This is a genomic window from Kocuria rhizophila DC2201 (assembly GCF_000010285.1).
GTDB lineage: Bacteria > Actinomycetota > Actinomycetes > Actinomycetales > Micrococcaceae > Kocuria > Kocuria rhizophila_A.
Genome location: NC_010617.1, coordinates 254,017 through 266,445, shown reverse-complemented (window position 1 = coordinate 266,445; position 12,429 = coordinate 254,017). Strand labels below are relative to the sequence as shown.

11 protein-coding genes and 1 riboswitch are annotated in these 12,429 nt (G+C 70.6%); of the genes, 4 read left to right on the top strand and 7 right to left on the bottom strand.

Going from position 1 to position 12,429, the window contains the following annotated elements; translation table 11 throughout:
* Positions 1–75 precede the first annotated feature (75 nt).
* The gene (gene mmsB, locus KRH_RS01165) at positions 76–996 is read left to right on the top strand and encodes a 3-hydroxyisobutyrate dehydrogenase (protein WP_012397314.1); all 921 of its coding nucleotides are present in this window, start codon (positions 76–78) and stop codon (positions 994–996) included.
* 70 nt (positions 997–1,066) lie between these two features.
* Here mmsB and KRH_RS01160 read toward each other — a convergent pair whose 3' ends face one another.
* The 7 genes from KRH_RS01160 to KRH_RS01130 form a co-directional block, all read right to left on the bottom strand.
* Positions 1,067–2,461, bottom strand: coding sequence for a short-chain fatty acid transporter (locus KRH_RS01160; protein WP_012397313.1), 1,395 nt, complete (start codon positions 2,459–2,461; stop codon positions 1,067–1,069).
* A gap of 206 nt (positions 2,462–2,667) precedes the next feature.
* Complete coding sequence (locus KRH_RS01155; protein ID WP_226905783.1) at positions 2,668–3,606, bottom strand: cytochrome c oxidase assembly protein; 939 nt, start codon at positions 3,604–3,606, stop codon at positions 2,668–2,670.
* Complete coding sequence (locus tag KRH_RS01150; RefSeq protein ID WP_088610682.1) at positions 3,606–4,145, bottom strand: DUF2243 domain-containing protein; 540 nt, start codon at positions 4,143–4,145, stop codon at positions 3,606–3,608. Before KRH_RS01150 ends, KRH_RS01155 begins: the two co-directional genes overlap by 1 nt.
* 302 nt (positions 4,146–4,447) lie before the next feature.
* Positions 4,448–5,638 carry an acetyl-CoA C-acetyltransferase gene (locus KRH_RS01145; protein ID WP_012397310.1) on the bottom strand — a complete coding sequence of 397 codons (1,191 nt, stop codon included), beginning with the start codon at positions 5,636–5,638 and terminating at the stop codon, positions 4,448–4,450.
* Entirely contained in the window at positions 5,635–6,312 is a 678-nt protein-coding gene (locus KRH_RS01140; RefSeq protein WP_012397309.1) for a CoA transferase subunit B, read from the bottom strand. Before KRH_RS01140 ends, KRH_RS01145 begins: the two co-directional genes overlap by 4 nt.
* Complete coding sequence (locus tag KRH_RS01135; RefSeq protein ID WP_012397308.1) at positions 6,309–7,040, bottom strand: CoA transferase subunit A; 732 nt, start codon at positions 7,038–7,040, stop codon at positions 6,309–6,311. Before KRH_RS01135 ends, KRH_RS01140 begins: the two co-directional genes overlap by 4 nt.
* A 106-nt stretch (positions 7,041–7,146) precedes the next feature.
* Positions 7,147–7,899, bottom strand: a complete 753-nt coding sequence (locus KRH_RS01130; protein ID WP_012397307.1) for a 3-hydroxybutyrate dehydrogenase — start codon at positions 7,897–7,899, stop codon at positions 7,147–7,149.
* Positions 7,900–8,026: 127 nt separating this feature from the next.
* Positions 8,027–8,113: riboswitch (SAM riboswitch) on the top strand.
* Between the two features lie 14 nt (positions 8,114–8,127).
* Here KRH_RS01130 and KRH_RS01125 point away from each other — a divergent pair.
* The 3 genes from KRH_RS01125 (at position 8,128) to KRH_RS01115 (ending at position 12,427) form a co-directional block, all read left to right on the top strand.
* Positions 8,128–9,339: a cobalamin-independent methionine synthase II family protein gene (locus KRH_RS01125; protein ID WP_012397306.1), complete on the top strand. Its 1,212-nt coding sequence runs from the start codon at positions 8,128–8,130 to the stop codon at positions 9,337–9,339.
* Between the two features lie 258 nt (positions 9,340–9,597).
* Positions 9,598–11,022, top strand: coding sequence for an MFS transporter (locus KRH_RS01120; RefSeq protein ID WP_012397305.1), 1,425 nt, complete (start codon positions 9,598–9,600; stop codon positions 11,020–11,022).
* 181 nt (positions 11,023–11,203) lie between these two features.
* Entirely contained in the window at positions 11,204–12,427 is a 1,224-nt protein-coding gene (locus tag KRH_RS01115) for a thiolase family protein (RefSeq protein ID WP_012397304.1), read from the top strand.
* The last annotated feature ends 2 nt before the right edge of the window (positions 12,428–12,429 follow it).

The following is a 12,429-nucleotide window of genomic DNA, read 5'->3' as shown; positions in this document are numbered from 1 at the left end:
GCCATGGGCCGCACACCCCCTTTTCCAGCGCGCACCGAGCACGGTGCCGACACGCACGACGAGAGGACACACCACATGAGCACCATCACCTGGATCGGCCTGGGCCACATGGGCGCACCGATGTCCGCCAACCTGGTGGCCGCGGGCCACGACGTCCGGGGCTTCGACCTCAGCGAGGCCGCGATGGCCGCCGCGCGGCAGGGCGGCGTGCAGACCTTCTCCACCATGGGGGAGGCCCTCGACGGCGCGGAGGTGGTCATCACCATGCTCCCCAAGGGCGAGCACTCCCGCGCCGTGTACCTCGGGGAGGACGGCGTGCTCGCCCTGGCCCCGAAGGACGCGCTGCTCGTGGACAGCTCGACCATCGACGTGGCCACCGCGGAGCAGCTGCACCGCGCCGCGTCGGAGGCCGGTTTCGCGTTCGTGGACGCGCCGGTCTCCGGCGGGATCAGCGGCGCCGCCGCCGGCACTCTGACCTTCATGATCGGCGGGGAGGAGCAGCACGCCCGCCGCGCGGAGGAGGTCGTGCAGCCCATGGCGGGCCGTGTGGTCCACACGGGAGCCGCCGGCACCGGGCAGGCCGCGAAGATCGTGAACAACATGATGCTGTTCATCTGCCTGGAGGCGTGCTCGGAGGGCTCCGTGCTGGCGGACCGGCTGGGCCTGGACCCCAGGGTCTTCTGGGAGATCGCCTCGGTCTCATCCGGCGACTCGTGGGCGCTGCAGACCTGGTACCCCGTGCCGGGAATGACGGACTCGGCGGCGGCAAACCACAACTTCGACGCCACGTTCTCGGCCACGCTCGCCGCCAAGGACATCGGTCTGGCCCTGGCCGCCGGTGAGCAGACGGACGTGAACCTGCCCGCCGCGCGCCTGGTGGCCGAGCGCTTCCAGGAGCTCATCGACGAGGGGCTCGCGGACAAGGACTGCAGCCTGATCGCCAAGTACGCCGCCCCGGACGGCGCCATCCCCGGCTGGGACCCGGACAAGGCCTGAGCCCCGCCGCAGAAACGCAGAACGGCCCCGCGCGATCCTCGGATCCCGCGGGGCCGTTGCCTGCTCGGCGTCAGACGCCCGCGCCCACCACGAGCATGGTGGCCCCGAAGACCAGACCGGAGACGATGAGCACCACGGTGGTGTAGCTGAGGATGTCCCGGATCCTCAGCCCGGCGATCGCCAGCAGGGGCAGGGCCCAGAACGGCTGGATCATGTTGGTCCACTGGTCCCCGTACGCCACGGACATGATGATCACGGACGGGTCCACGCCCAGGCGGGCGGCGGCGTCGAGCAGGATGGGCGCCTGGATGGCCACCTGACCGCCGCCGGACGGGACGAAGAAGTTGACCAGGCCCGCGGAGAGGAAGGCGAGCAGCCCCAGGGTCTGCGGGGTGGCGACCGCCACGATGGAGTCGGAGAGCACCTGGATCAGCCCGGTGGCGGTCATGATGCCCATGATCCCGGCGTACAGCGGGAACTGCAGCAGGATGTCCCCCACGTTCGCGGCGGCGTTCTTCACCAGGGCCATGACCTCGAACGCGTTGCGGGACAGCAGGAAGATCAGGGCCAGGAACATCCAGTTCACGATGTTCAGGGTCACGGTGCCGCCCCCGGTGAAGTGGGTGACCAGGTAGGCCACGAGGGCGAGGCCCACGAACAGGGTGGGGATGCGCGAGGCGTCCAGCCGGTCGGCGGGGGCCTCGATCGCGGGCTCGGGGATCTGCTGCTCCGACTGGGCGAGCGCCTCGGCGGTCATGGTATGGGACCCCGGCACGGCGCGCGGGGCCACGAGCCACAGGGCCAGCGAGACCAGGACCACGGTGACCCCTGCGGCCGTCATGTTCCACCACGAGAACGTGGTCTCGGAGATGGGGATCACGTGGCCCACCTGCTTCTCGATGAACGAGCCGGGAGTCGCGGCGGTCAGCGGACCGGATCCGGAGTAGCCCATGTGCCACACGACCATGCCGGAGAAACCGGCGGCCACGAGCATGGGGAAGCTCACGGGCGTGCCGCGCCGGGAGAACTCGGCGGCCACCTCACGCGCGAGCAGACCACCCACCACCAGGCCGAAGCCCCACGTGATGAGGCACGCCACCGCGGCCACCACGAACACGAACACGTAGGCGGCCAGCGCGCTCCGCGGGACAGCCGCGAGCCGTCCCAGCAGGGCCCGCACGGGCCGGGTGCTCGCGAGGGCGTGGCCCAGCAGGAGCACGAGCGCCATCTGGGTCATGAACTCGAGCAGCCCCGAGAGCCCCTTGCCCCAGCCCTCGACCACGGTCACGGGGCTCGCGTCGGTGAGCAGCAGCGCCATGACGCCCACCGCTGCGGTCAGCATGATCGCGAAGATCAGCGCGGAGGGGATGAACCGTTCCACCACATAGTTGACGGGGCGCATGGCGCGGGCCAGGACCGGTTCGGAGGAGGCCGTTCGGGCCGGGGAGTGCTGGGGGGAGCTCATGGGGGTTCCTCAGGGGTGGTTTGGATCAGGTACCGCCCCGATCCTAGGGAAAGTGGCATGCGTTACATGCTGTGCGGGCAGTGTGACGGTCCCGCGCGTCTCCTCGCCTCGTGCGTCTCCGCGGCCCCGCCCATCTCCCCGCCTCGTGCCAAGTGCTCACGACGGCGCGGCGCGGGCCCACGCGGCCCCGCTCCCGGCCCGTCCGCTCACGCCCGATCGCGCGCCGTGACCTCCGGGTGCCGGGCGTCGGGCTCTCGCGGCGCTGTGGCCCGGTGGTGGCCGAGGAACAGCAGCACGATGAGGGCCACGTCCACCACGTCCCCGCCGTAGTACATGAGCTGCGCTCCGACCTCCGCGTCCGCGGGCGCCACTCCCGCGGGCGGGTGCGCGAACAACCACTTGGCCAGGATGGAGTGGGCGGCGATGAACACCACCAGGACGGCCGCACGCACACGGAAGGACGAACGGTGCGGATCCGGGTCCGGCCCGGCGATCGAGGCGGTGAACACGTACCCGGCCAGGAAGATGTGCGTGTGCACCACCGCGTGGCCGAGCGCTGAGGCGTGCATCCAGTGGAGCAGCCCAGTGGTGTAGAGCAGCCACAGCCCGCCCACGTTGAGCACGGCGGCCACCGCGGGGTGCATCACGCACCGGATCCACGGGAAGCGCAGCGCCCGCGTGACCCTCCGGGCCCCGGCCGTGGGCAGACCGCGCAGCAGCACCCGCACCGGGGCGCCCAGCACCAGGAGCAGCGGCCCGATCATCCCCACCAGCAGGTGCCCCACCATGTGCATCGTGAAGCTCGCGTGACTGGCGTGGGCCACGGGCCCCACCAGCCCGGCACCCACGCACGCCAGTCCCGCGAGGAAGCTGACCGGGCGCCAGGGGGCCACGCCGCGTCGCCCGCGCCCGGCCCACAGACGCCAGCAGTACGCCACTGCGGCGAGCAACACGAGCGCGAGGACCAACCACTCGAAGAGCGGCCACGGGGCGGCCACTGCGGCGTCCGCGTGCCCAGCGGCACCGCCACCGTGCTGCCCGTGGTCCCCGTGCCCCTGCTCCCCCGCGCCCACCGCAGCCGCGAGAAGCCCCGGGGGCGCGGAGAGCGTCCGGAACCCGGGGAGGATCAGAGTCCCCGAGCCCATCACGCCGCCCGGTACGCCCGGGCGCCGCGCCGTATCACCAGGTACCCCACGAGCATGAGAACCACGGCCGTACCGTTCCACACCAGGTCGTACGGCAGCAGGTCCACGCCGTAGCGGATCTGGTGGATGCCCAGCAGCTTGTGGTCCACGATCCCGTCGAAGAGCTGGAAAGAGCCGGCGCCCAGGATCACCGCACCCACCCAGTGGAGCCAGCGCACCCCGCCACGACGGCGCACGTCGGCCAGCATGAACAGACCCCACACCGTGATGAACCATGCGAAGGCATGGAAGAAGCCGTCGGTCACGAGAGCGACCTCGTGCGTGGAGAGATCGTAGAAGTGGTGCCACTGCAGGCCCAGGTGGAAGATGAACAGGTCGATCATGGCCGCCGCAATCCCGCAGCCGAACAGGAATCCGGACAGCGCGGCCCGCTTCCGGGTGCGGGTGATGTCCGGGGTCGACGCCGCCCGGTCGGCCGTCCTCTCGCCCCTCACCGATCCTGCGGACGGCGCAGCGGGTGTGGATTCCGGATGTGCCATGTTCCCTCCCGGGTCGCGCGGTGGCCCGGGGTCGGACGCAGCGCGCGTGTCCCGAGCGTGAACCGCACCGCCGCCCGCCCTCGGACTGCTTGCCGTCATCAGCCTACTGATGTGTGCGCTCCGTGGCACGGGTCCCGCACCCGTAGCGGCCGACATGACGTGTCCGCCCGGACCTGCGGGGCCACCACCCCGCCCGGACCCGACCCTCCGCCCACGCCCCGGGCCACGAGAACGGGGTGCCCCGCTCTGGTGAGCGGGACACCCCGTAGGTCACGCGGCGCCGCTCAGCGGCACCGCCCGTCTCAGCGGCTCAGCAGCAGCGCCTCGCCCTGACCGCCGCCGCCGCACAGCGAGACCGCGGCCTTGCCGGAGCCGCGGCGCGCGAGCTCCATGGCCGTGTGCAGCGCCAGGCGGGCGCCGGAGGCCCCGATGGGGTGGCCCAGGGCGATCGCACCGCCGTGGATGTTGACCTTGTCCATGTCCACGCCGAGGTCCCGGACGGACTGCACGGAGACCGCGGCAAACGCCTCGTTGATCTCGATGAGGTCCAGCTCGTCCGCGGTCCACCCGGCACGGGACAGCGCGTGCTCGATCGCGCGCGAGGGCTGGGAGTGCAGGGACGTGTCCGGCCCGGCCACCTGCCCGGGCTTCCCCACCACGGCGAGCCAGTCCAGGCCGTGCTCCTGCGCGTAGCCGCGCGTGGTCAGCACCATGGCAGCCGCGCCGTCGGAGATCGGGGAGGAGTTGCCCGCAGTGATGGTGCCGTCCTTGGTGAAGGCGGCCCGGAGCTTGCCGAGCCCCTCGGCCGTGGAGTCCGGGCGCACGCCCTGGTCCTCGGACACCGTCACCGGATCGCCCTTGCGCTGCGGGATCTCGATCGGCGCGATCTCGTCCGCGAACACACCGTTCTGCTGCGCCCTGCCCGCGAGCTGGTGGCTGCGGGCGGCCACCTCGTCCTGCTCCTCGCGGGAGATGGAGCGCTCCGTGTTGCCGGTCTCGGTCAGCTCGCCCATGGGGATCTGCAGCTCCACGTCCACCAGACCGTCGTGCGACAGGGAGTCGGCGAGGGTCATGTCCCCGTAGGACTTCCCCTTGCGAGCGCCCAGCGCCAGGTGCGGGGCGTTGGTCATGGACTCCATGCCCCCGGCCACGACGACGTCCGCCTCGCCCGCGCGGATCATCCGGGCCGCCTCGGTCACGGCCACCAGCCCGGACAGGCACACCTTGTTCAGGCTCATGGCGGGCACGGTCATGGGGAGCCCCGCGGCCACGGCGGCCTGCTTGGCGGGGTTCTGCCCGCCGCCGGCCTGCACCACGTTGCCCATGTAGACGTAGTCCACGTCCTCCGGTGCCACACCCGCGCGCTGGAGGGCGTGCTTGATGGCGTGCGCGCCCAGGTCCACGGCGCTCTGGGACGCGAGGGCCCCCAGCAGCTTGCCCTGCGGGGTACGCGCCCCGCTGACGATCACGATGTCGTTGGCGTTCTCTGTCACTGTTCCTCCTGAACGGGTACGGAATCGGGGGTCACGTCCACGAGATCCACCCGGTAGTTCGCTTCGGTCTTCTCGGCCACCTCTGCCTCGGTCACGCCGGGGGCCAGGGTGCGCAGCACCAGTCCGGCCTCCTCGACGTCGAACACGCACAGGTCCGTGATGATGCGGTCCACCACGCCCACACCGGTGAGCGGGAGGTCGCACTCGTGCTTGAGCTTCGCGGAGCCGTCCTTGGCCACGTGCTCGGTGAGCACCAGCACGCGAGGGGTTCCGGCCACGAGGTCCATGGCGCCGCCCATGCCCTTGACCATCTTGCCCGGGATCATCCAGTTGGCCAGGTCCCCGGTCTCGGAGACCTGCATGGCGCCCAGGATGGCCATCTTCACGTGCCCGCCGCGGATCATCCCGAAGGACGTGGCGGAGTCGAAGATCGCTGCCCCCGGCTGCAGGGTGATGGTCTGCTTGCCGGCGTTGATGAGGTCCGGGTCCTCGTCCCCCTCGTACGGGAACGGACCCATGCCCAGCACGCCGTTCTCGGACTGCAGCACCACGCTCACGCCCGGCGGCAGGTTGTTGGCCACGAGCGTGGGGATGCCGATCCCCAGGTTCACGTAGTCGCCGTCCGCCAGTTCCGACGCCGCGATGGCCGCCATCTCGTCGCGTGTCCAGCTCATGCCGCTCCTCCTTCGACGCCGCCCGCGCCCGGCCGCGGCCGGGTGGTGCGCTGCTCGATCTCCTTGGGCGCCCCCGAGTACTGCACCACGTGCTGCACATACACCCCCGGGGTCACGATGTGGTCCGGGTCCAGCTCACCGGGGGCCACGATCTCCTCGACCTCCGCGAAGGTGACCTTCCCGGACGCCGCGCACACCGGGTTGAAGTTCCGGGACGTGCGCCGGTACACCAGGTTGCCGTCGGTGTCCCCGCGCCACGCGTGCACCAGGGCCACGTCCGCCACGATCCCGCGCTCCTGCACGTACGTGCGGCCGTCGAACTCCGCGGTGGGCTTGCCCTCCGCCACGGGTGTGCCCACACCGGTGGCCGTGTAGAACGCGGGGATCCCCGCACCGCCGGCGCGCAGCCGTTCCGCGAGCGTGCCCTGGGGGTTGAACTCCACCTCGAGCTCACCCTCCAGGAACTGGCGCGCGAACTCCCTGTTCTCCCCCACGTACGAGGCCAGCACCCGGGAGACCTGACGGTTCTCGAGCAGCACGCCCAGGCCCTTGCCGTCCACGCCCATGTTGTTGGAGACCACCGTGAGGTCCGTGACCCCGCTGTCCCGCACCGCCTCGATGAGGTCCCGCGGGATCCCGGAGAGTCCGAAACCGCCCACCGCGAGCGTCATCCCGTCCCGCAGGGTCTCCGCCAGCAGCCCGGCGACGTCCTCTCTGACCTTGGACATGCCCACCCTTTCGCGTTGCCTGCACATGTGATCCGCATCTCAGCGTAGACGGTCCGCGTCCCGGCTGCCGAAAGCGTGGCACGGCAGGCGCGCGGGCGGCGTCGTCTCAGGAGGCGGTCCAGCCGCCGTCCATGGCGTAGGAGGAGCCCGTGACCATCCCGGCGGACGGGCCCGCGAGGAACGCGATCAGCTCCGCGACCTCCTCGGGCTCCACGAGGCGCTTGATGGCCGACTCGGTGAGCATGATCTTCTCGACCACCTGCTCCTCCGGGATGCCGTGCGTGGCCGCCTGGTCCTTGATCTGCTTGTCCACCAGCGGGGTGCGCACGTAGCTGGGGTTCACGCAGTTGCTCGTGACGCCGTGCGGCGCGCCCTCCAGGGCCACCGCCTTGGACAGCCCCTCCAGGCCGTGCTTGGCGGCCACGTACGCGGCCTTGTACGGCGAGGCCCGCAGCCCGTGCACCGAGGACACGTTGACGATCCGGCCCCAGCCCTGCTCGTACATGTGCGGCAGGGCCGCGCGGATCAGCAGGAACGGGGACTCCAGCATGAGCGTGAGGATCCTGTGCAGGTCCGCGGGCTCCACGTCCTGGAGGGGCGAGACCTTCTGGATGCCCGCGTTGTTGACCAGCACGTCCACGTCCAGGCGCAGCCGCGCCAGCGCGGCGGTGTCCGTGAGGTCCACAGCCCAGGCTTCACCGCCCACCTCGTCCGCGAGACGCGCGGCGGCGTCGTGGTCGATGTCCGCGACCACCACGTGCGCACCGCGCGCGGCGAGCGCCCGGACGGCCGCCGCACCGATGCCGCTGGCACCTCCGGTGACGAGTGCCTTCTTCTCCTGCAGAGACTGTTCGGTCATGCGCGGACTCCTCGGGGACGGCGGCCTGGTTCCCGGACGGTGGCCCGGGTCACTCCAGGGTACGCAGGCCCGTGATTCGCCCGACCACCCGTGCGTGAGGTTGGATGGGCGGACACCCGGTGACGGGTGCCCATCCAGAGCGGCTCAGAGATCTGGCTCGATCACGCCGCAGCAACCGGGTCACACCCGGTGCTAATGCCAGAACCGATGGAAAGGATCAGCACAGCCATGCCCTTGAACACCGATCGCATCCAGACCACCCACGTGGGGTCCCTCCCCCGCACGCCGCAGTTGCTCGAGGCCAACAACCGCTTCCAGGCCGGGGAGATCGACCTGGCGCAGTTGGGTGAGGCGCTGGACGCCGGGGTGATCGACGTCGTGCGCAAGCAGCGGGAGATCGGCCTGGACATCGTCAATGACGGCGAGTACGGCCACACCACGTCCGGCGCCGTGGATTACGGGGCCTGGTGGAACTACTCGTTCCACCGCCTGGGCGGGCTGACCCCCACGGACGAGGACCGCTGGCAGACGGCGGAGACGCTGCGCTCGTCGCCGGGCAACATCGTGCTCACGAGCTTCCCGGACCGCCGCGACCGCTCCAAGTTCCGGGAGGCCTACGAGGATCCCACGGCCGGGGTCCTGGCCCACCGCGCAAGCGTGTCCCAGCCGAAGATCACGGGCCCGCTGACCTACACGGGTCAGGAAGCCGTGGCCGGTGACATCCGCCGGATCAAGGAGGCCATGGCCGAGACCGGGGCCACGCAGGGGTTCGTGGCAGCGCTGTCCCCCGGCTCGTGCGCGCGCGTGAAGAACGAGTACTACGCGAGCGACGAGGAACTGGTCTACGCGTGCGCGGACGCGATGCGCGAGGAGTACAAGGCCATCACGGACGCCGGGTTGATCGTGCAGATCGACGACCCCTCGATCGCCGAGTCCTGGGACCAGATCAACCCCGAGCCCACAGTGGAGGACTACCTGGCCTTCACCCAGCTGCGCGTGGACGCCCTGAACTACGCGCTGCGCGACCTGCCCGAGGAGCAGATCCGCTTCCACCTGTGCTGGGGTTCGTGGCACGGCCCGCACACCACCGACCTCGAGTTCAAGTACCTCGTGGACCTCATGCTCACCATCCGCGCGCAGGGCTACAGCTTCGAGGCGTCCAGCCCGCGCCACGGCCACGAGTGGAAGGTGTGGACGGACCACCAGCTGCCCGAGGGCAAGGTGGTCTACCCCGGTTTCGTCTCCCACTCGACCAACGTGGTGGAGCACCCCGAGCTCGTGGCGGACCGGATCGAGCAGTACGCGTCCGTGGTGGGCAAGGAGAACGTGATCGCCTCCACGGACTGCGGTCTGGGCGGGCGACTGCACCCGCAGATCGCGCTGGCCAAGCTCGAGTCCCTCGTGGAGGGTGCGCGGATCGCCTCGCAGCGCCTCTTCTGAGCCCCACCCCCGGCTCCACCCCGGGCACGACGACGCCGCACGCGCACTCCGCGGGCCCGGCACCCACCGCGGGGGCCGGGCCCGCGGCATCGAGGGGCTTCCCCGTGACCCGCGTAACATATACGATTTGATACACGACGCGGGTGACGCGCTTCACATGCACCCCTACACTCACGTCAAGACCAATCGGTCGGTAAATGCGCCGGCCCCGCCACTGGCACCCCACGGACTCCGGTCCGACGATCCTGGAGACCCCACATGGCATCCACCACCGCAGCGCCCGCGCAGGGCCACACCATGTCACGAGAAGAGCGCAAGGTCCTTGCGGGCACCCTCGTGGGCACCACCATCGAGTGGTACGACTTCTTCATCTATGCCCAGGCCGCCGCGTTCATCCTGGCCGCGCACTTCTTCAACCCGCTCGGGGCGGAGAACGCGCAGCTCGCGCAGGTTGTCTCGTGGGCCTCCCTGGGCATCAGCTTCCTGTTCCGCCCACTGGGCGCGATCGTGGCGGGGCACATCGGCGACCGCTTCGGCCGCAAGGTCACGCTTGTGATGACCCTGTTCGGCATGGGCGCGGCCACCACGTTGATCGGCCTGCTGCCCACCTACGAGAAGATCGGCATTGCCGCTCCGATCCTGCTGGTGCTGCTGCGCATCCTGCAGGGCTTCTCCGCCGGCGGTGAGTGGGGCGGCGCGGCCCTGATGTCCGTGGAGCACGCCCCCGTGAACAAGCGCGGACTCTTCGGCGCGTACCCGCAGATCGGCGTGCCGATCGGCATGCTCATGGCCACCCTGTTCATGTTCGGCCTGAGCACGGGGCTGACGCCCCAGCAGTTCGAGTCCTGGGGCTGGCGCGTGCCGTTCCTGTTCTCCATCGTGCTGATCTTCGTGGGCTGGCTCATCCGCCGCTCGGTGGACGAGTCCCCGGTGTTCCTGGAGATGCAGCAGCGCGCCAAGGAGTCCTCCGCGCCCCTCGGCCAGCTCTTCCGCAAGAACCCCCGCGAGGTCCTGCTCGCCGCGCTGATCTTCGCCGGCAATAACGCCGCGGGCTACCTGGTGATCGCGTTCTTCGCCTCCTACGGCACGAAGGTCCTGCATATGTCCCGGCCGGAGACCCTGGTCGCCTCCCTGGTGGGCGGCATCGGGTGGCTGATCTTCACCATGCTGGGCGGCTGGATGTCGGACAAGGTGGGACGCAGGCGCACGTTCATGATCGGCTACGGCATCATCATTGTGTGGGCCATCCCCATGTGGTGGCTGCTCAACACGGCCTCCCTGCCGCTGTTCGCGCTGGCCATCTTCATCCTCACCATCGGACTGGGCCCCTCCTACGGCCCCCAGTCCGCCATGTACGCCGAGATGTTCCCGGCCCGCGTCCGCTACTCGGGCGTCTCCATCGGCTACGCCCTCGGCTCCATCATCGGCGGCGCCTTCGCCCCCATGATCGCCGAGCTGCTGCTGGGACGCACCGGGCAGGCCTGGACCATCGGCCTGTACATCGCCGCCCTGTCCCTGGTCTCCTTCATCGCCGTGTGCTTCGTGCGCAGCTCGGACCAGGGCAAGGACCTCCACGTGGCCGAGGTGCATGAGGAGTACGTCAAGTCCCACCCGGACGAGGTCGTCCCGCCGGTGGCCGGAGAGCCCGAGGGCGGCGCGGTGGCCGGCACCATCCGCCACTGACCCGCCCTCCCGCACCGACCGGTCGGCGGGACTCGGGGGCCGACCGGTCGGGGCACGGGCCCGGCATCCCCTCGGGTGCCGGGCCGTGCGCGTGCCGACGGCGGCGTCGTCCATTGACGCAGCTCACACGATCGGCAAAAATTGCAGAGTACAAATCCAGGAACCACGCCAAGGAGACACCATGTCCGAGATGCCGCAAGCCTTCCTCGTCGGGGGAGCCCGCACCCCTGTGGGCCGTTACGGCGGGGCGCTGTCCTCCGTGCGTCCGGACGATCTCGCCGCCCTGTGCATCCGCTCCGTGGTGGAGGACTCCGGGATCGACCCCTCCCTCGTGGACGAGGTGATCCTGGGCAACGCCAACGGCGCGGGTGAGGAGAACCGCAACGTGGCCCGCATGGCGTGGCTGCTCAACGGCTACCCGGACACCGTTCCCGGGATCACGGTCAACAGGCTGTGCGCCTCGGGCATGTCCGCGATCACGATCGCCTCGCAGATGGTCAAGTCGGGTGCCGCGGACATCGTGGTGGCTGGCGGCGTGGAGTCCATGTCCCGCGCTCCGTGGGTCATGGAGAAGCCCGCCACCGCGTTCGCCAAGCCCGGCGAGGTCTACGACACCTCGATCGGCTGGCGCTTCCCCAACCCCGCGTTCCTGGACGGCCCGCTCTCCCGGGACGGCAAGATGACCTACTCCATGCCGGAGACCGCGGAGGAGGTCGCCCGCGTGGACAGCATCTCCCGCGAGGACGCGGACGAGTTCGCCGCGCAGTCCCACGAGAAGGCGCTCGCGGCCATTGCGGCGGGGCACTTCACGGACGAGATCGTCCCCGTGGAGGTCAGGGGCCGCAAGGGTGCGGTCACCGTGGTGGACACGGACGAGGGCCCCCGCGAGGGCTCCACCATCGAAGTGCTCGCCAAGCTGCGCCCGGTGGTCAAGGGCGGTTCCGTGGTCACCGCCGGCAACTCGTCCTCCCTCAACGACGGCGCCTCGGCCGTGATCGTGGCCAGCGAGCGCGCCGTGACCAAGTACGGTCTCACCGCCCGGGCCCGCGTGGTGGACGGCGCCTCCGCCGGTCTCGCCCCCGAGATCATGGGCCTGGGCCCGGTGCCCGCGTCCGAGAAGGTGCTCGAGCGCGCCGGCTGGTCCGTGGGGGACCTCGGCTCCGTGGAGATCAACGAGGCCTTCGCCACGCAGTCCCTCGGCTCCATCCGCCGCCTCGGCCTGGATCCCGAGATCGTCAACCGGGACGGCGGCGCCATCGCCCTCGGCCACCCGCTGGGCTCCTCCGGCTCGCGCATCGCGATCACGCTGATGGGCCGCATGGAGCGCGAGCGCACCGCCAAGGGCCTGGCCACCATGTGCATCGGCGTGGGTCAGGGCGCCGCCCTGCTGATCGAGCGGGTGTGATC